Below are 18,233 nucleotides of genomic sequence, written 5' to 3' on the forward strand. Positions count from 1 at the left end.
GTGGCGGGACCCGACGCCGAACGCGGTATCAGCACCGTCGTCGACGTCTCGATGGCGTTGCTGTTGATCACCGCGAGCGTGATGCTCGTCGGCTACTACCTCGCCAGCACGGCCGACGAAACGCCGACAGCCGCCGGGCAGGAAGAGGTGACTGGAGCGGCGTACTCGGACGACGTCGACGAGCTATCGGCGACCCGTACGGCCGAAGTACTCGGCGAATCGACGATCTCGGTGACCTACAGTCTCGAGGCAATCCGTGACGAAGACGAATTCACCGAACCGGTCGTTACCAACGAACACACGTACACGCGAACCGATCACGGAACTCCGCTCGGACTGTTGGCCGACGCCGCGGTGACGAACCACCGGATCGGTGGCGAGTCAGTACTCGCCTACGGCGAGGAGTACGAAGCGGCCGTCGACTGGGCGATTCGAGACGCGTTGCTCGGCGCCGAGCGGAACTTCTACATCGTCGCAGAGTGGGAACCGTACGACGGCGCGGCGATCAACGGCACGGCGACGGCCGGCGAACGACCGCCAGCCGACGCTGACGTCTCCAGTACCACGACGACGGTCTCGAGTGGGCTTTCGCCGATCGACGAGGACCGACTCGAGGACGACTGGCGAAACGCCGACGACCGGTTGGACGAGTGGATCGACGATACGGACGCGATCGCAGACGTCGACGACCCCTCGGACGTACCGGGACTCACAGGATCGGACGCTACGTCTTATGTGGCGGCCGGGACCGTCATCGGCGAGGAGATCGTGACCGGGTTCTTCCCGCCCGAATCGACACAGTACGCCCTCGAGGACCAAGGGATCGCCCGCGAGCACACGGTCTATCACTACACGTCGATGGTCGACGCTATCGGCGACTTCTCGTTTCGGAGCGCGGACACCCATCCACCGTTGGCCCGGTCCGACGCGAGTGCCGAGACAGCGAACCGTAACGTCCTCGTGGGACAGGAGGGCGGCTACGACATCACCGACGCGGACGCCCTCGCCGCCTGGATCGGGGCGGATATTCCCCGTGCGTTCGCCGACGAGTTCGAAGCGATCGGCGAACAGTACGACGGCGACGAACGCGACGAACAGCAACTCGAGACGGTCGTCGAGGCGCTGTCGAACGACGACGTGACGATCACTATCCAGACCTGGGACGAATGAGACGTACACGCCCTCGAACGATTTCGATCGCGAGCGACGACCGAGCGCGAGTTCCCTTCGCGGTGATCGGCGTCTTACTGCTCGTCAGCAGCGTCACGATCGTCGCGATACTCGAGACGAGAGACGAACCGAAGATCGACGTCGATACCGAGCTGGCAATCGACCGCGGCGAAGCGTACGCGACGAGCGAGATCCGTCACGCGGCCGTCCGGGCGACCGACACCGTCGTCCAGTCACCGGTGACGACCGTCGACGGCGATCTAGACGGTGTTCTCGACGACGACACCGCGTTCGAAGACCAGACGCGGCTGACGATCTTCGCCGAAGCCACAGCAACGCTCGACGGTCGCGAACAGGACGTCGGACAGGGCCGAACTGTTGAGGTGTCGTTACCAGCTGTCGACGACTGGACCGACGAAGACGACCTTGAGTCGGCACTCGAGTCCGTCTCTCTCGAGGAAGACGACGGCGTCATGGACGTGACGATCGAGGACGTCGCGTTCACCGTCCGCGACGCTGACGGCACTCTCGAGGCGGAGACGTCACGCGATATCACCGTCTCGGTGGGGACGACCATGTTCGAACTCCACGATCGCGTCGAGGCGTACGAGGAGTATCTGAACACGGGCATGCTCGACGGCGTCGAGGCCCGCGACGGATACGGCTACGACCTCGCGAAGCGGCTGTGGCCGCTCGTCTGGGGGAAAGCCTACTACGATCGGCTGCTCAGCGATGCCGACGATCGTGCCTTCGAGAACGTCACGCCGAACGATCACACCGAAGTGATGGCCAACGACGCACGGTTTGGAGCCCAGCAGGCGGTCTTCGGAACACAGGACGACTACGGAAACCGCGTGATGGCCGGTCCACTCCTGTGTATGGCCCACGACCTCTCGGAGTCGGCCCTCGAGTTGGAGTACGATTTCGACGAGCTCGCCGCCCAGATCCATCCGGACGACGACGTCGACGATGTCGATACGCTCTGTGAAGCGGGAGTCGTCTCTCCCGACGGTGAGTTGCCCGAGATGCCGACCGTCGAGGAGATCGTCGCCGAAATGCTCGAGCACGTCGACAAGAACGGTACGATCCAGGGCCATCCGTTCGCCGATATGGCGATGTACGAGATGGAAGCCGGTCTCGGACAAAGTGATCTCGAGGCCGAGATGCGGGAGACGTTAAACGAGACGGATCGGTTTACCGAGGCGTATCTCGAGGATTACTATGATGATTCTGGAAATGAACGAACCGATGATGATACAATTGATGATCCTGATGACGTAATATCTGATCTGCAAGATCAGCTAAACGAGATAGAAAATGATGCGATCTTCAACTATGATCGAACCCAAGACAGCATCAATAATATCTATATGATAAATGGAAATCTTGGAACCGTTAGCGACTCTCCGTCGATGGACGGTTTCGGACACCCTCTTCCTAGACTTCCGGACAAATACGATACCAGCAACCACACAGAAGTCGATCGTACATATCTGACAACGGATACTGCCGTCAATGCCAGCATTGACAAGACGACTCAAGACGGTAGAGATTCGAGTCTCGAGCGATCACTCGTCGAGGTTGATATCGAGGTTGAAATGCGGTACGCGACGTTTAGAGTGTGGAACGATACGACGACCAATGCTTCGGTTGACGTCCGAGAGTACGAGAGTCGATACACTGATTTCACGGCCTCGTTCGAACTTGACGGAGAATTCGCTCCAGATCTAGAAATCGATCCACACCGCGTCGAAAACGTACTCGAGCACGGTGGGTCTCACGATCCGTACCTTGGAAGCCCGACAAACTGGGAAGGCGCTGCCGACGAGGTGACAGAAGCGTTCTTCGGGCAGGATTTCGACAGTGACTCGGAGTTCGAACGGTGGCTGAGCGGAAGAGTCAACGATATCGAATCGACGAGTGATTTCAAAGAAGCGATCAACTATGACAGGGATTTCGACGAAGACATCCAACTCTCGCCACGGAATGAGGAAATTTTACATTCCCATATCGTCTGGGACGATATTCTCGAAGTACACAACGAGACGGTAACCGAAATCGAACCAGTCGAGACCGACGTTATGGAGATGCTGACGGCGGATGAAAGTCCAATGCGAGAGATCAGTGAAAATGTCAGAGAAGTAGAACGGGAGCTCGTAGATGATACTGGTGAGTTCGAAAACGCACCCGAACTCGCCAAAATGGAGGCCAGAAAGGTATACTTCGAGAATATTCACAAATACGTAGATGAGTTCGCCAGCGAACATGAGCGGATGACGACAGGGGGCAGTAATTTAATTGATGACCTGCTCGGCGACCTTCTGGATTCGGCCAATGCTATCATCAACGGGCCGATGAACCTGCTCGACGAAATGCTCGGCTCTGGTGAGGAGATACTTCAGAACGAGAAAGATACCGAAATCGATACTCCGGAGGTATTGAACGATGTTCACGTCAACGTCGATGGCTCGCCGACCTATCACTCGTCGCAGATGGCAGTCAACCGGACCGAAGTACCAGCAGTACGGGCAGAAGGTGATGGTCCACTCGAAATCAACGATAAAATAAGCTTCGCACCGATGGGTGTCAGTTACGAAAACGAAGTCGGTCTTCCTGGTTTCCCAGTGATTCCTTGGCCACCGCTGTTCTACCTACAGGTCGATGCCTGGGAGATTGAACTCGAGGGGGAGTATGTTCGCTTCGAAGCAGAAGCAACCAGCGGTGACCCGTCGACAGCGGGATCAACGACGTATGTCCGGGAGGATAAACAAGTTACACTCGGGACACCCGGTGGCAGTGAACTCGAGTTAGGTTCCACGGAACCGATCAGCTATGAAAACAACCAGACTATTCTCGTCGTAGTTCCAGCACCACAGTTTCTCCCACAGGGTGCTCCTGGCGTAGGCGACACACAATTTGCTACCGACGTCCCTGGTGAACAGCGTTCACCACTTTGGGACGATGTTGGACCAATTCTCAGTAAGTAAGGGGGAAATAAAATACAGAGAGTCTGCCATAGAACCGCTCACGAATAAATGGATGTGATTATAGAATTTTATTTAGGAACCCTCTATTGCATAGAGCTTATCGTCTAGAGCAGGAACATATATTGTTTCACCGGAAATCACAGGAGAAGATGTGAAATATCCATTAAATTCCATTTCCCAATGCAAATCACCTGTATTGCAATCTAATGCAATAACACCCAACGAATTAGCGAGGTATACGACATCGTCTGCAATGACGACCTCTGACTCAGGAAGAGGTTTTTCAATCTCCCATTTGATTTCACCCGATTCAGCCTTTACAGCTATTACTCGTTGATTATCGCCAAGGTATACTATTCCATCAGCAACTGCTGGACTTGTCTCAACCCCAGTAGTCGTTTCGACTGTCCACACTTCTTCACCAGATTTCGCATCATATGCGTGGAGTTGTTCGTCACCACCTGAGACGAAGACCATTCCATTGAATACTGTCGGATTACCAATATGTAATACGTTCTCTCCTTTAACAGTCCACTCGTGATCACCGGTTTCGACATTTAATGCATACAATTCGACACCCATCGCGTGATACAGTATCCCGTCATGGTACGCAGGAACGTCGGTCGTACCGATCAAATCCCGTGAATTTCGAGGGTACCGGCGGACACTCGTGTAGTCGCCGCTGTCGAGATCAACGTTCCATACATGGTTATCGGAGATAACGAACACGCCATTTGGAGTCGGGATTGGTTCGTTGTTAAGATTGAGACTGCTGTCGAGTTCGATCTCATCAGACTCCCAGCGGTCCCCGCCCTCCATATCGTATCCATATACGCTGTGACTAGCACGTGGTCCATAGATCATACCATCGTGAGCCATCAACGGGCCGTGTCCGTCTTCTTTCCAGAGGAGTTCCTCGGATTCTCGGTCGAATGCGAGAACTACGCCATCTCGGCTCGTTGCGTAGAGACGGTCGTCGGCGAGTATGACAGGATATGAACTGCCACCACCAATATCGTGTACCTTACGAGCGGTTAACTCATCTCCGCTAGGACCCGTTGCGTTCGGTTGATAACCTGTATTCTGCAGATCGACACCGTACATCGGCCAATCAGTACTCGAGGAGGCGTCCGCTGGATCCCCGCTGACATCGTTCTCGTTACCGTCGTTTTCGTCCGTATCACTATCGAAACAGCCCGCGAGTGCAGTCGTACCTGCAACACCCGCACACGTACCGAGCCACTGTCGGCGTGTCCGAGTCTGGTTACCGCTCATAGATTCTAAATAATTTCTTTCTAACAATAATATTTTGGGATAGGAATTACCAGTCGATGGTATTCGATATCCGGGGGAGATACTCGAGTCCACTGCCACCCTCGAGCAACGAAATCGACTCGTCCAGAAACTACGAGACCGTAGCAACCAGTTCGGAGACGCGCTCGACCGCCGACGAAGCGTCGGTCCCGAAGACGAACGTGGTCGGTTCGATGCCGAAGGCACCGCGGTGGTAGGCCACCGGGGGAACGCCACCGTACTCCTCGAATCGCGAGCGGAGGTGTGCGCCGCGGTCTTCGTAGTCGGCATCGAACTCGAGTGGTTCGAGCCCCAGCTCCCTGGCGGCCTCGAGAAGTGAGTCGGTCGTAGCGATGTTGAGAGCCCCACGAACGTCGGAATCGACGTCGGTAGCGGCGAGGACGGCAGTGGCGACGTGTTTGGAGGCGCCGAACTCGGGGTTGGCGGGGATCTCGAGCCGGCCGTTCATCTCGTAGATACGGCCGGGAATCGCAGCGACGTCGGTCTCGTCGCTCGGGTCAGGAAGGCACATGCCGATGTTGGTGCCGACGTTCGGGACGTAGTCGCTCATTCCGGGGAGCGTCGCGAGCGTCCGGGCGGCCGTTCGGACGTTCGCGAGGACGTCCCGTTCGGCCCGAACATCGGGGTCGAGCCCGCGAACGCAGAGGTCACAGCCGAGGCCCCGAAGCGCGGGCATCTCCTCCTCGTGGAGCTCACAGATCGGGCCGCGGTCCTCGAGGCTCCGGATCAGCGAAAGGAGTTCGGCCAGCGCGTCGTAGCCATCCATCTCGCCGCCGGCGAGGCCGTCGGCGATACGGTCGACCGCAGCGACGGTCTCGGGATGGTCGCGAAAGCGATCGTCGCCGCCGCTCTCGCCGCTGACGTACTTGCTGACGGCGGCCTGGGTTACGCCGAGGTTGGCCGCGATCTCCTGTTGGGTCATGCCGCGGTCGGCGAGGCGAGTCGCCAGCATCGCTCGAATCGTCGGGAGAAAGCGATCGACGACGAGTTCGCTCGGGAGGACGAGGGACATACGACCGGGTTGCGCCGACACCGGCTTAAATTCGACTACTGTGACCGGTCGGCATCGAATTACGGCCGATCAGCCTGGCGCTCCGCATCGAGCAGATCCCGAAGCCGGTTTGCGACGAACTCGACGCTGACGACGAGAGCGAGGATCGCGACGATCGCCGCCATGACCCGCGTGTAGTTTCTGGCGTTGAACGCCATGAAAAGGGGGTAGCCGATGCCCCCAGCGCCGACGATACCGAGTACCGAGCTCTTGCGGGCGTTGATCTCGAGGTAAAACAGCGTCCAGGCGACGTAGGCTGTCGTCACCTGCGGAATACGGGCGGCCGCGGTCGTCGCGAGGAGCCCGGCCCCGCTCGAGGCGACGGCTTCGACCGGCGCGCGGTCGATCTCTTCCATCTCGTCGGCGAACAGGCGGCCGAGATCACCGATCGTCCCCATCGCGATCGCGAGCGCACCGGCGACCGGTCCGAGACCGGCCAGCACGACGAACAACAGTGCGTACACCATGCTCGGAACGGCACGGACGCCGCCGAGAAGGAGCCGGACGGGAGTGTGGACGAGCCGCGGTGTAACGTTGCTCGCACCGAGGACGCCCAGACAGATCGCGATCGGGAGACCGATGGCCGTCCCGACGGTCGCGATGGCCAGCGTCTCGAGGGTCGCCGTGGCGAGTGACGGGCCGTCGGCCTGGAGTTGCGCCCAGAGCTGGGCGGGCGCTAGCATCTCCTCGAGGAGGACGTCTCGGAGATTTCCGCGATGGGCATAGAGATAGGCGAGGTCGAGTCCGATCCAGCGGGCGGTCGCGGTGACGACGGCGAGTACGCCGACGACGACACTGATCCGGACCGCGAGTCGACGGCGCAGTCGGGTCTGTACGTGGTCGAACTCCTCGTCGACGGCGTCCGAAGTCGTCGCTTGGCTTTCGTCGCTCGAGGGATCGCCTCGAGCCGATTCGTCGTGACCGTCGAGTTCGGGGCGGTCAGTCACGGTACACCTCCGCAATGCGGTCGGGGTCGACGTCGGTCGCGGGCGCGTCGAGCGTCAGCCGCCCGTCGGTAAGGCCGAGATACCGATCGGCGACAGCGTCGGCCAGCCGAGGCTGGTGGAGGCTGACGAGACCGATCAGATCGTCGCGACGGACGACCGATGCGAGGCGATCGAGGACGTCGCGTGCGGTCGCGGGATCGAGCGAGGCGACCGGTTCGTCCGCGAGGAGGACGCGGGGCTCCTGGTGAAGCGCGCGAGCGATGCCGACCCGCTGGCGTTCCCCACCGGAGAGGTCGCCGACGCGTCGGGTTGCATAGCCGTCTAAGTCGACCGCGTGGAGGCGTTCAATCGCGGATCGCTTTTCGGCCGGTGTGTGCCAGCCGAGCAGCTCTCGCCAGACCGGCTCGCGGGCCAGCCCCCCGTCGAGGACGTTCTCGAGAGCGGATTTACCGTCGAGCAACGCACCCGCCTGGAAGACGAGCGCAGCGTCGGTCGGTCCGATCGCATCGCCGCCGAGACGGATCCGTCCTGAATCCGGCTCTTCGAGGCCGTTCACACAGCGCAACAGGGTCGTCTTCCCGGCGCCGGAGCGACCGACCAAAACCGCGAGCGAACCAGGCTCGAGGTCGAACGAGATGTCGGCGAGTGCCGTCTCGTCGCCGTATCGTTTCTCGAGATCACTGACGGAGAGCATCGGACTGACAGTGGGTTACTCGTCGCCTTCGCCTTCGTCTTCCGCCTCGTCGAGCGTCTCGATGTCGACACCCATCTCGTCGGCGATGTCCCTGACGTGGTCGTACAGGTCGGGATCGAACGCGCCGTACTCGTCGACGCGGTGGTCCTCGAGGGATTCTTCGGGCGTGTCGATCAATCGCTCTGTGAGAGCCTCGCGGACGTCTTCGGGCGTGTCCGGTTTCGCGACGATCACATCGAATGGGATCGGATCACTCTCGGCGATCGTGACGATCTCGTCGTCGTCGGGGTGTTGGAAGTCGCCGTACGCGGCGGCGTCGACGTGGCCCTCCTCGAGAACCCGAAGCGCGGAGTCGTGGCTTCCGGCCCACTGAACGTCGAAGTCCTCGGGTTCGGTCTCGAGGTCGCCGGCGTGAAATCCCGCCTGTGAGAGCCGGTAACGGGGGAACATCCCGCCGCTTGCGGACATCGGGTCGACCATCGCGATCGTCTTGCCCTCGAGGTCGTCGATCGACTCGATCTCCGTCTCCGCTCGCGTCGCGATGTAGGTGTGATAGGAGTCCGAGCCGTGCGACCAGTTGATCGCCAGCGGATGGACGTCGTCTTCCTGTGCGAGAACGAAGATAAACGGCGAGAGATTGGCCAGCTCGGTGTGGCCGTTGACGACGCTCTCGACGACGCCGCTGTAGTCGGTCGTCGGCGTGCCCTCGACGGCCTCGAGTTCGTCGAAGCCGTTCTCGAGCCACTCGAACGTCCCCGCATACTGTTCGGTCAACTCTTCTGTGTCCTGAAACGGCGGCAGTCCGAACTCGATCTCGCCGTCGGCCCACGCGGCGACGGGGTACTCGTCCTCGTCGATGTCTGTTCCACCGAAGTCACCGATACAGCCGGCCATCGTGGCCGTGACCGATCCCGCGATCGCACCGAGATACGTTCTCCGATTCATAGACTCCCTGTGAACCACCCAAAGATAACACCCACGAATATCAGTGACGACGATCAGCGAGATATCACGTATGTTCGGTGGCAATCGGCGCCCTCGAGAAGATAGCTATTAACCGTCGTCGTGCCAACGGCCGAGCATGGCAGTCTCGAGCGCTCCCGGCAAGGTGTATCTGTTCGGGGAGCACGCGGTGGTCTACGGCGAGCCCGCAGTCCCGTGTGCCATCGAGTTACGGGCGCGGGTCGGCGTCGAGCAACGGACGGACAGCAAACTACGGGTCCACGCCGAGGATCTCAGTCTCGACGGCTTCACGGTCGAGTACGCCGGCGGCGCGAACGATCGACCCGACGTCGACGCCTCGGAGTCGCTGCTCAACGCAGCGATGGGCTACATCGACAGCGCGATCAGGCAGGTCCGTGACGTCACCGGCGAGGACGAGGTCGGCTTCGACGTGACTATCGAGAGCGACATCCCGCTGGGTGCCGGCCTGGGGTCGTCCGCCGCGGTCGCCGTCGCCGCCATCGACGCCGGAACGCGCGAGCTCGGTACGACGCTCGAGGCCGGCGAACTGGCCGAACGCGCCTATCAAACCGAACACGAAGTCCAGGACGGTCAGGCCTCTCGAGCCGACACCTTCTGTTCGGCGACCGGCGGTGCCGTCCGCGTCGAAGGAGATGACTGTCGGTCCCTCGAAGCGCCCGACCTCCCGATCGTGATCGGCTTCGACGGCGGTGCCGGCGACACCGGAGAGCTCGTCGCCGGCGTTCGCGACCTGCGTGGCGAGTACGGCTTCGCTGCCGACACGATCGACGCGATCGGGGATATCGTTCGCAACGGCGAGGCGGCGCTCGTCGACGGCGACGTCGAGGAGTTGGGCCGACTGATGGACTTCAACCACGGCCTGCTCTCGGCGCTTGGCGTCTCCTCTCGCTCGCTGGACTCGATGGTCTGGGCGGCCCGCGACGCCGGCGCCTACGGCGCGAAGCTGACGGGTGCTGGCGGCGGCGGCTGTATCGTCGCGCTCGATCCGACCGACGAGACCGAGACCGCACTGTCGTACACGCCGGGTTGTGAGGACGCGTTCCGTGCCGAACTCGCCGACACGGGGGTGGATCGAATCGAATGATCGTCCTGAAACTCGGCGGCAGCGTCATCACCGACAAGGAGCGGCCGGAGACTCTCGACGGTGAGGCTCTCGAGCGGGCGGCCGATGCGATCGAAGCAGCACTCGCGGACGGCGTCGACGACCTCGTCGTCGTCCACGGCGGCGGCAGCTTCGGTCACCACAACGCGAGCGAACACGGGATCACCACGACCGAAGGCACGCACGAGGCTGGCGCCGCACTCGACGTCCACGGCGCGATGAAGACGCTAAACCAGTTCGTCCTGAGTCGGCTCCTCGAGCGAGACGTCGACGCGGTGCCGGTACATCCCTTCTCGACGGCCCATCGAGACGACGACGGGGATCTCGTCTTGCCGACCGGGCAGGTCGACACGCTGCTCGAGGGCGGGTTCGTGCCCGTGCTCCATGGGGATATGATCTCACACGCTGGAGCGGGTGCGACCGTCGTCAGCGGAGACGAACTCGTCGCCGAACTGGCTCGGTCGCTGGACGCCAAACGGATCGGACTCTGTTCGACGGTGCCGGGCGTGTTAGATGCCGACGACGCAGTCGTCGATCGGATCACGGCCTACGAGGATGTCGCGGACGTCCTCGGCGCCAGCGACGCGACCGACGTCACCGGCGGAATGGCCGCGAAGGTACGGGCACTGCTCGAACTCGAGGCCGAGGCGTCGATCTTCGGACTCGACGACCTCGAGTCGTTCCTCGAGGGCGAGAGTCCGGGGACGACGATCGATCGATAGCACCGGCCACGACGACAGTTGCCGGCGGTATTCGTCCCCGAGTCAGCGTTCACGTAGTCGTGAGTAACCCGGATATGCAGGCAGAACGACCATCCGTGTCTCACTGGTTACCACAGTCATCACGGGAGTGATCAACTGCCACGTGGCGTCGACACCACGTGACGTCGATCACTGTGTCAGTTCGTTCGGACACGTTCCCGACCGAGAGCAACTATGTCAGTAGAAATCGATATCGAGTCCGCCACGCTCGACGAAAAGATCGACAAGTCACTCGACGTACTGGAGGAAACGTGGGACCGATTCGACGATCCCGTCTTTACCTGTAGTTTTGGAAAGGACTCGAACGTCGTTCTCGACCTCCTCGATCGGTCCACTGCCGACCTCGAGGCGCAGGCCGGACTCTCCTTTCTCGACCACGGCAACCACTTCGAAGCGACCTGGGGGATGAAAGACACCCTCGAGGACCGCTACGGGCTCTCGTTCGAGACGTACGAACCCGAATCGAGTTACGAGGAACTCGTCGAGGAACACGGGCCACGCGTGAATCAGCGAAAGCCGGATCTGTGCTGTACGACGCTCAAGTCGACGCCGATGGAGCGGATGATCGACGGCCACGACGGCTGGATCACGGGCTACCGGATCGACGAGGGCCTCGACGACGACGGTGACGGCGAGACGAGCTACGAGTGGCGGAAGAACCTCGACTTCTTCGAGCAGAAAGACGAGGTCGTCCGGATCAACCCGATCGTCCACTGGACCACCGAGGACGTCTGGGAGTACCACGACCGCCGTGACATCCCCTACAACGATCTCTACGACGAGGGCTTCGAGTGTCTCGGCTGCAAGCAGTGTACGCTCGACGGCGACGCGCTGTTCGCCTACGACAGCATCCGTCGTGTCGGCGACGAAACGGCAGACGACTGACCACCCGATTCAAGACGATGACGACGGTCGATACACAACCCCCAAACGAGATCGCCGAACAGCTCCTCGAGAAACAGACGGGCGACGAACTCGTCCTCTACGTCGACGACGGGACGGAACTGTCCGCGTCGGTCGTCAGACCGCTTCACCTCCCGAGTTCGGTCCAGGACGGTGTCGACGGTTCCAGCCTCCGGTACGCCGTCGAGGCCGACGAGCGAGCGGCCGAGGAACTCGGCCTCTCCGGACGGGAAGGCGTCATCGCTGCCGAAGAGGTCGAGTCCGGCTCCTGGAACCGGTCTCGAGTCCAGTTCCACGAGGTCGTCTCCGGCGACGATGGAGACGACCGCGACGAGTTCGGTGACCTAGAGCGGTCTCTCGAGATCGTCGCCGTCGACGACTGATACTGTCGGACAGCACGATTCGAGGTTCGACGACCGGCTCGACGTCACCGGCTCGGCCCTCGCCTCGAGGTCGAAAAAAGGCCCGCGATCAGTTCTTGAGCACGGTGATGACCAGCGAGAGCGCGGTGAGGACCAACAGCCCGATCGCGATGGGACTGTTGAAGAGGAATGCCGTGGCGCTCTCGCCGGTCAGCAGCCAGCCGGTGACGAAGCCAGACTCGGCGATATCACCGAGGATGACGCCCAGGACGATACTGACCAGCGGATAGTCGTACGCGACGAACAGGATCCCGACGATACCGAACAGCAAGACGATATAGAGGTCGACGGTGGCGTTGCGCACCGCGAAGGCACCGACGATGGCGAGTACCGTCACCGCCGGGATGATGTATCGGACCGGGATATAGGCGAGTTTCCCGAAGTACTGTGACCCCGAGACACCGTACAACAGGATGAGGACGTTACCGATGAACAGCGAGAGGATCATCGCGTAGACGATATCGCCCGAGGAGTCGAACAGGCCGGGCCCGGGATTCAGCCCGTGGAGCGCGATCGCACCTAACAGCGCCGCCGTCGCACCGCTGCCGGGGATTCCGAGGGTAAGCGTCGGAATCAGTGCACCGCCTTGTGTCGCGTTGTTACTCGAGTCCGCGGCGATCACGCCTTCGATGGTGCCGTTGCCGAAGCGAGACGCCAGTTCGTCGCTGGCCCAGCGTTTGGCCTCGTTGTAGGAGACGAAGTTCGCGACGTCTGCGCCGGCGCCGGGCAACGAGCCGACGAAGGCGCCGATGAACATCCCCCTGATCGTCTCGATCGGACGCGAGACGACCGCGCGGACGCCGTTGTACACCTCCGAGAGACTACCGCCGGTGCGGTCGTTGTCCTCGGTAACGACGGTGCCACGATAGCCGAGCCGGAACACCTCGGTGAGGACGAACAGCCCGATCAGGACGACGATGAAGTCGACACCGTCGAGCAGCGCCGTCTGGTCGAACGTCGCCCGCGACTGGGAGAGCTGTGGGTCGTTCCCGATCGTGCCGATCAACAGCCCGAACGCACCTGCAAGCAGCGCCTTCGAGAGCGACGACCCCTTCGCGGCGGGGATGATCGTCAACGCGAACACTGCGAGCAGGAACATCTCCGGCGGTCCGAAGTTGAGGGCGAACGACGAGATCGGCGGCGCGAAGACGAGAAGCACGGCGGCTGCAAACAGGCCGGCGATCCCCGAGACGATCGCAGAGACCGCAAGCGTATAGACGGCCCGTCCCTGTTTCGTGAGTTCGTACCCGTCCCAACAGGTCACGACCGAGCCCGGTGCGCCCGGCGTGTTGATGAGGATCGCCGGAATCGAACCGCCGTACACCGCGCCACCGTAGGCCGAGACCAGGAAGATCAGTGCCGAGGTCGGCTCGAACGCGATCGTCACTGGGGTAAAGAGGACGATCGTCATCGTCGCCGAGAACCCGGGTATCGCCCCGAACACGACGCCGATCGCGGTCCCGAGGACGATCGCGAGGAGGATGTACGGGTCGGTAAGGATGCCGAGGCCGGCTTCGATCGATGCCGGCGTGAAGACGACGTCGATCATAACGGAACCCTCAGCCACTGGACGAACACGATCCAGACGACGAACGCGACCCCGACCGAGTAGAGCGCAATCCTGGTCGGATCGCGCTCACCGAAGAGATACAGCGTGATCGCGAGAAAGGCGATAGTCGCTACGAGAAAGCCGATCACGTCGAGCACGGCGATGTAGACGACCGTCAGACCGATCAACAACGCCGCGTTCCGGACCGTAAACGCCGGGTCGTCCGTTCCCGTCTCGGGAGTGGCTCCCTCGGAGGCTAACTCGGCCGACTCGGTCGGTGGCTCGTCGGGTGGACGCTCGGATCGCTCGAGACCGGTGTCGCCGTCGATCGAAATCGCCTGTCCGAGGATCGTCACGACGGCGAGACCGACTGTGGCGTACAGAAGTGGGCCCGCATACAGCATCGAAAGGTCCGGCAGCGCGTACGTGTCCCAGTAGTAGTACAGGCAAAACGCCAGTACGATCCCCGGAAACAACAGTTCACCTGTATCGATACTGATGGTTCGCGAACCGGCCGAAACGGTGACGACCGGTGGTGTAGGTCGTGTCATACGTCTATTGGTCGTAGATGAAGTTCTCGATCACGTCGGCGTACGTTTCCATGAACTGAGCGTTCTCCTCGACCTCCTGTTCGGTCTCCTCAGGGCCGCGATAGTCGGCGATTTCGTCTAACCCACCCTGCTCTTCGATTCGTGTCTGAAACTCGTCGTCCTCGAAAACGGCGGCGTAGCTCTCGGCTAACTCCTCGAATCGGTCGGGGTAGCGATCGCGAAGACCGCCAGGTGCGACGATCAACTTCCACTGTCCGAGACCCTCCTCGACCAGCGGAATCTCGTCCAGACCGAGTTCGCCGAAGGCCGGCGCAGTCGGCCACAGCTCCTGTTGGTCGGGCGTGTGAGAGCCGAGTGCGGTCACGTCGTCGGCGTGGTCGGGATCGAACGCCCACGGCTGATTGACCCCTGCGTCGATGTCGCCAGCGAGGACCGCCTGTCGAACGCCCGAGCCGCCCTCCATGTTGACGATCGAGAGATCGAGGTCGTACGTCTCGTCGACGAGCAACGCCGACAGCGCGGTGTTCCCGATCGCGGCAGTGATGCCGACGGTCGCCCCCTCCTCGCGAGCGTACTCGATGAACTCCTCGAGGTCGTCGTACGGTCGATCGGGGGGTGCAAACCACATCGTCGGATCCCAGTGGTGTGTCCCGATGTAATCGAAGTCCTCGGTGCGATAGGGCGCGTCCTGAAACAGCCACGTCGCCTGCATCTGTGGCAGGTTCCACATCGCGATCGTGGTACCGTCGGGCTCGGCGTTGTACACCTGCTCGCCGCCGACTTGCGTGGAACCGCCCGGATAGTTTTCGACGACGAAGTCGATCCCCTGGAGATCGGACCACGTCGGTGTCGTGACGCGGATCGCTCGATCGGTACCACCACCCTGTGCCCAGGGAACGATGACGGTTATGTGCTGTTCGTCGAACAGATCGACGACGCCGAGCACTTCGCCGCCGTAGATGCTGATTCCGGCGGCGCCGACCGCGCCGACCTTGAGAACGTCGCGTCGGCTAGTCGTCTCGTAACCCATTGGTATTCGGTTCGAGGATCGTCGTTCGTACCGACTCGAAAGCGGCTGCGTTCCCGCGTTGCAGCAACCGATCGCCGGGTCGGCCGTGTGATTCGTCGGTTCGCCGGTCCCCCCTGATAATCAGTTCTGACATGAATTGGCTCGTTCCTCCGGTCGATGAACCGTTCTACGCGGCGAATCGACCACCGCAGCGGAGTATTATCCACGAAAGTACGTGTGAAACGACGTATTTCACTGAGGACGGATTCGGGGTTCCCTATTCTGCCTGCCATGTCAACCCATTACATAAACCGTCTCCGATCGGCTCGAGAGCTGCCGATCCCGGCCGGCGGAAACAGACCCGGCGGATCGATACGCATACGGTCTCCTGTCGCCACTGGTGGCGTCCCCAGCCTGCAGTGATGGGTACAACCGATAGCGGTCGGCTGTGTGTACGCATCACTCGACGCTGGGGACGGTACTAGGCACAGCAGTCCGTAGCAGCGGTTTCGATCGGAGGGTCGTGCGACTGGACAGCACAATCGAACCGACCGGAGACGAGAAACAGTCGAACGCGACGTCGACACGGGACTGGACGGTGTCCTATCGACTGTTCGGCGACCACTCCTCACAGGCGTCCATGTCGTCCATCGCCGTCTCGTGGCGAGCGCAGTAGGGGACCATCCCATCGTCGGATCGGACGTACTCGAAGTGCTTGCAGTTGCCACAGTACCGGTCTGCTGGTTCCGACGGCTGGGACGTCGAGGCGTCGACGATTTCGGCGTCGTGTCCGTCACCTTTCTCGAGCGACGAACTGAGATCCGAAGCGGCCGTCCCGCCGTCGCTGGTCGCTGCACCGGCCCGAACGCGACGGCGACTGCCGGTTTCGCTTTCGGTGCTGGCATTCGAGGGCGAACTCGACTGTCGTTTCGGTTCGTCGACGGCCGTGGTTTCGTCGTAAGAGAGCACCTCGCCGTCGGCGTTGGTCTGGGTCTCGACCTCGCCGTCGGGTGTCCCACCGAGGAAGCCGATACCGCTCGATCCTGCCGACTCTTCGGACTCCGTGACCTCGACGACGGTCTGGTTCTGGCGGGTGACGTTCATCTCGAGTGCGCCGCCGGGATCGTTTCGGGTCTTGAAGTTGACGACGGCGGTAAACAGGCTCCAGAGGGCGATGAAGAGTCCGAGCAGATAGGTGGCGGAGACCCGTAGCGTATGATCGGCACCGTAGCTTCGCCAGTCCTGCGGATAGGCTCCCCAGAAGAGGACGACTCCCAGCAGACACAGGCTCACGCCGATCGCGGCGGCAGCGTGGACGCGACGACCTGCCGGCAACACGAGAAAGACTCCCGCCAGTGCGATCGGGACGCCCAGACCGGCAAGCACTCCGGCGAGGCGGATCGAGGCGAAGTGGGCGTCCATTCCGGGCGAAACCGTCGTCACGTACCCGCTGAAGAGGTCAGTCGTCGCCATGAGCACGGCCACGACCGCCAGGATCGCACCCAGTAAGACGAGTGCCGTCCCCGCGTACAGTCGCCTGGGGCTCGCCACCTCCCGTGCGGTCCCGTCGTAGACCTCCGTCAGACTTGTCATGAACGATGGGTTTGACCTCACACCACAAAACGGTACGTCAGACACATCTCGGCACGAAGAAAGGTTCATCGACCGCGCGGGACTCGTGGCCGATCCCCGGAAGCGAAAGCTTGAATCGACGGGCTCGCAAACGTCCGCCCATGAGCGACGAGGACGACGAGGAGCCAGCCGTCACGCTTGGCGACCGAACACCCGTCGAGGGCGCCCCCCTCGCCCGCATCAGCTCCCGGCTGACCTGGCCGAAGGAGAAAAGCGAGGTCGACCGCCTCGAAGGCGACAGTGTCATCCGGACGCCAGAGGGGCCGCGGGAGCTGTCGGCCGTCCTCGAGGCGGTCGACGAGACGTACTTCCAGCGCCGCCAGGAGTTTACCACCCACGTCCAGGACGTCATCGGCACCGGACCGATTCCGACCGCAGACGAGTAACTACCCGTGGCGGCCGAGCGGGTCGACGGCGCCGGTCGCTGGCTTCGCGACCAGTTCGACCGCCTCTCGTGGTTCCAGAAGTCGCTGCTGACCGGCGCCATCTTGACGGTGCTCTGGACGCAGTTCGTCCCACCGGAACTCGATCGGCGGATCGCCGTCGACGCGATCCTGCTGATCGGCGGTCCGCTCGCGCTGGGACTGACTCACGGAAAACACATCGGGTGGAACATCAACCGCGTCGCCATCCGCAACGCGGTCTTGCTGTCGCTTTTCGTCTTACCGTTCTATCTCGTCGGGTCGACGCTGCCGACGATCCGTGAGTATTATCCGATGTGGCAGACCTCCGCCGCGATAGGCGAGTTTCTCCCCCACGCGATCCAGCTGTTCGTCCTTGCGCTGGCTGCCGAGACCTACTATCGCGGGCTGCTCTGTGTCGGCGTCAAGGAGATCGGCTTCAAGGCGGTGCTCATCAGTCCCGTCGTTTACATGATCCATCACATGGGAAAGCCGCCGATCGAGTTCCTGCTGTCGGGACCGACGGACGTTCTCTTCGGTGCCGTCGACTACCAGTCGAACTCGATCCTGCCGTCCGTGATCGCCCACGGCGCCGGGTTGGTCTTGCTCGACTGGCTCGTCCTCCACGAGCCGCTGTTCGATCCGACGGCCGCCCTCGAGTCCCTCGAGTGGCTCCCGGTTCCGCTGTGACCGCAGGCGGTGTACAGACACACGAAACGGGGCGAAAGCGGGGGTTCTCAGCTCGTACAAACTCGA

General features: G+C 61.7%; 17 protein-coding genes. 8 read left to right on the forward strand and 9 right to left on the reverse strand.

What is annotated here, in order from left to right:
* Entirely contained in the window at positions 1–1,170 is a 1,170-nt protein-coding gene (locus RBH26_RS03550; protein ID WP_306756590.1) for a hypothetical protein, read from the forward strand.
* A gap of 575 nt (positions 1,171–1,745) precedes the next feature.
* Positions 1,746–4,157 carry a hypothetical protein gene (locus RBH26_RS03555; RefSeq protein ID WP_306756591.1) on the forward strand — a complete coding sequence of 804 codons (2,412 nt, stop codon included), beginning with the start codon at positions 1,746–1,748 and terminating at the stop codon, positions 4,155–4,157.
* Positions 4,158–4,229: 72 nt separating this feature from the next.
* Here the strand turns inward: RBH26_RS03555 and RBH26_RS03560 are convergent, their stop codons facing one another.
* The 5 genes from RBH26_RS03560 to RBH26_RS03580 all read right to left on the reverse strand — a co-directional run bounded on the left by RBH26_RS03560 (position 4,230) and on the right by RBH26_RS03580 (position 9,108).
* Positions 4,230–5,432 carry a PQQ-binding-like beta-propeller repeat protein gene (locus RBH26_RS03560; protein ID WP_306756592.1) on the reverse strand — a complete coding sequence of 401 codons (1,203 nt, stop codon included), beginning with the start codon at positions 5,430–5,432 and terminating at the stop codon, positions 4,230–4,232.
* A gap of 130 nt (positions 5,433–5,562) precedes the next feature.
* Complete coding sequence (locus RBH26_RS03565) at positions 5,563–6,483, reverse strand: thiamine-phosphate synthase family protein (RefSeq protein WP_306756594.1); 921 nt, start codon at positions 6,481–6,483, stop codon at positions 5,563–5,565.
* 59 nt (positions 6,484–6,542) lie between these two features.
* Positions 6,543–7,346, reverse strand: a complete 804-nt coding sequence (gene phnE / locus RBH26_RS03570) for a phosphonate ABC transporter, permease protein PhnE (RefSeq protein WP_345784076.1) — start codon at positions 7,344–7,346, stop codon at positions 6,543–6,545.
* A 115-nt stretch (positions 7,347–7,461) separates the two neighbouring features.
* Positions 7,462–8,163, reverse strand: a complete 702-nt coding sequence (locus RBH26_RS03575; RefSeq protein ID WP_306756596.1) for an ATP-binding cassette domain-containing protein — start codon at positions 8,161–8,163, stop codon at positions 7,462–7,464.
* A gap of 15 nt (positions 8,164–8,178) precedes the next feature.
* The gene (locus RBH26_RS03580) at positions 8,179–9,108 is read right to left on the reverse strand and encodes a phosphate/phosphite/phosphonate ABC transporter substrate-binding protein (RefSeq protein WP_306756597.1); all 930 of its coding nucleotides are present in this window, start codon (positions 9,106–9,108) and stop codon (positions 8,179–8,181) included.
* A 136-nt stretch (positions 9,109–9,244) separates the two neighbouring features.
* On the opposite strand from RBH26_RS03580, the gene mvk reads away from it, so the two are divergent.
* The 4 genes from mvk (at position 9,245) to RBH26_RS03600 (ending at position 12,296) form a co-directional block, all read left to right on the forward strand.
* Positions 9,245–10,231: a mevalonate kinase gene (gene mvk, locus RBH26_RS03585; RefSeq protein WP_306756599.1), complete on the forward strand. Its 987-nt coding sequence runs from the start codon at positions 9,245–9,247 to the stop codon at positions 10,229–10,231.
* Positions 10,228–10,971 (forward strand): isopentenyl phosphate kinase, encoded by a 744-nt coding sequence (locus RBH26_RS03590; protein ID WP_306756601.1) that lies wholly within the window; start codon positions 10,228–10,230, stop codon positions 10,969–10,971. Before mvk ends, RBH26_RS03590 begins: the two co-directional genes overlap by 4 nt.
* A gap of 213 nt (positions 10,972–11,184) precedes the next feature.
* The gene (locus tag RBH26_RS03595) at positions 11,185–11,895 is read left to right on the forward strand and encodes a phosphoadenosine phosphosulfate reductase family protein (RefSeq protein ID WP_306756602.1); all 711 of its coding nucleotides are present in this window, start codon (positions 11,185–11,187) and stop codon (positions 11,893–11,895) included.
* Positions 11,896–11,912: 17 nt separating this feature from the next.
* On the forward strand, positions 11,913–12,296 hold the full coding sequence (locus RBH26_RS03600) for a hypothetical protein (protein WP_306756603.1): 384 nt from the start codon (positions 11,913–11,915) through the stop codon (positions 12,294–12,296).
* 88 nt (positions 12,297–12,384) lie between these two features.
* On the opposite strand, the gene RBH26_RS03605 is transcribed toward RBH26_RS03600, so the two are convergent.
* The 4 genes from RBH26_RS03605 to RBH26_RS03620 form a co-directional block, all read right to left on the reverse strand.
* Positions 12,385–13,902 carry a tripartite tricarboxylate transporter permease gene (locus RBH26_RS03605; protein WP_306756605.1) on the reverse strand — a complete coding sequence of 506 codons (1,518 nt, stop codon included), beginning with the start codon at positions 13,900–13,902 and terminating at the stop codon, positions 12,385–12,387.
* Positions 13,881–14,435, reverse strand: a complete 555-nt coding sequence (locus tag RBH26_RS03610) for a tripartite tricarboxylate transporter TctB family protein (RefSeq protein ID WP_306756606.1) — start codon at positions 14,433–14,435, stop codon at positions 13,881–13,883. The genes RBH26_RS03605 and RBH26_RS03610 overlap by 22 nt, the downstream gene beginning before the upstream one ends.
* Positions 14,436–14,439: 4 nt before the next feature.
* Entirely contained in the window at positions 14,440–15,465 is a 1,026-nt protein-coding gene (locus RBH26_RS03615) for a tripartite tricarboxylate transporter substrate-binding protein (protein ID WP_306756607.1), read from the reverse strand.
* A 582-nt stretch (positions 15,466–16,047) separates the two neighbouring features.
* Positions 16,048–17,037, reverse strand: coding sequence for a hypothetical protein (locus tag RBH26_RS03620; RefSeq protein ID WP_306756609.1), 990 nt, complete (start codon positions 17,035–17,037; stop codon positions 16,048–16,050).
* 140 nt (positions 17,038–17,177) lie between these two features.
* Here RBH26_RS03620 and RBH26_RS03625 point away from each other — a divergent pair, with 140 nt between their 5' ends.
* A complete protein-coding gene (locus RBH26_RS03625; protein WP_306756611.1) occupies positions 17,178–17,462 on the forward strand; it encodes a DUF5789 family protein in 285 nt (94 codons plus the stop codon).
* Positions 17,463–17,468: 6 nt separating this feature from the next.
* Positions 17,469–18,167 carry a CPBP family glutamic-type intramembrane protease gene (locus RBH26_RS03630; RefSeq protein ID WP_306756613.1) on the forward strand — a complete coding sequence of 233 codons (699 nt, stop codon included), beginning with the start codon at positions 17,469–17,471 and terminating at the stop codon, positions 18,165–18,167.
* Positions 18,168–18,233 lie beyond the last annotated feature (66 nt).

The sequence above is a fragment of the Natronolimnohabitans sp. A-GB9 genome (assembly GCF_030848565.1).
Taxonomy (GTDB): Archaea; Halobacteriota; Halobacteria; order Halobacteriales; family Natrialbaceae; genus Natronolimnohabitans.

What these genes read in the sequence shown, in the direction of transcription:
- RBH26_RS03555 (WP_306756591.1), top strand. Translation starts at nt 1,746, where the DNA reads ATGTTCGAACTCCACGATCGCGTCGAGGCGTACGAGGAGTATCTGAAC.
- RBH26_RS03560 (WP_306756592.1), bottom strand. Translation starts at nt 5,432, where the DNA reads ATGAGCGGTAACCAGACTCGGACACGCCGACAGTGGCTCGGTACGTGT.
- RBH26_RS03565 (WP_306756594.1), bottom strand. Translation starts at nt 6,483, where the DNA reads ATGTCCCTCGTCCTCCCGAGCGAACTCGTCGTCGATCGCTTTCTCCCG.
- RBH26_RS03575 (WP_306756596.1), bottom strand. Translation starts at nt 8,163, where the DNA reads ATGCTCTCCGTCAGTGATCTCGAGAAACGATACGGCGACGAGACGGCA.
- RBH26_RS03580 (WP_306756597.1), bottom strand. Translation starts at nt 9,108, where the DNA reads ATGAATCGGAGAACGTATCTCGGTGCGATCGCGGGATCGGTCACGGCC.
- mvk (WP_306756599.1), top strand. Translation starts at nt 9,245, where the DNA reads ATGGCAGTCTCGAGCGCTCCCGGCAAGGTGTATCTGTTCGGGGAGCAC.
- RBH26_RS03590 (WP_306756601.1), top strand. Translation starts at nt 10,228, where the DNA reads ATGATCGTCCTGAAACTCGGCGGCAGCGTCATCACCGACAAGGAGCGG.
- RBH26_RS03595 (WP_306756602.1), top strand. Translation starts at nt 11,185, where the DNA reads ATGTCAGTAGAAATCGATATCGAGTCCGCCACGCTCGACGAAAAGATC.
- RBH26_RS03600 (WP_306756603.1), top strand. Translation starts at nt 11,913, where the DNA reads ATGACGACGGTCGATACACAACCCCCAAACGAGATCGCCGAACAGCTC.
- RBH26_RS03610 (WP_306756606.1), bottom strand. Translation starts at nt 14,435, where the DNA reads ATGACACGACCTACACCACCGGTCGTCACCGTTTCGGCCGGTTCGCGA.
- RBH26_RS03615 (WP_306756607.1), bottom strand. Translation starts at nt 15,465, where the DNA reads ATGGGTTACGAGACGACTAGCCGACGCGACGTTCTCAAGGTCGGCGCG.
- RBH26_RS03620 (WP_306756609.1), bottom strand. Translation starts at nt 17,037, where the DNA reads ATGACAAGTCTGACGGAGGTCTACGACGGGACCGCACGGGAGGTGGCG.
- RBH26_RS03625 (WP_306756611.1), top strand. Translation starts at nt 17,178, where the DNA reads ATGAGCGACGAGGACGACGAGGAGCCAGCCGTCACGCTTGGCGACCGA.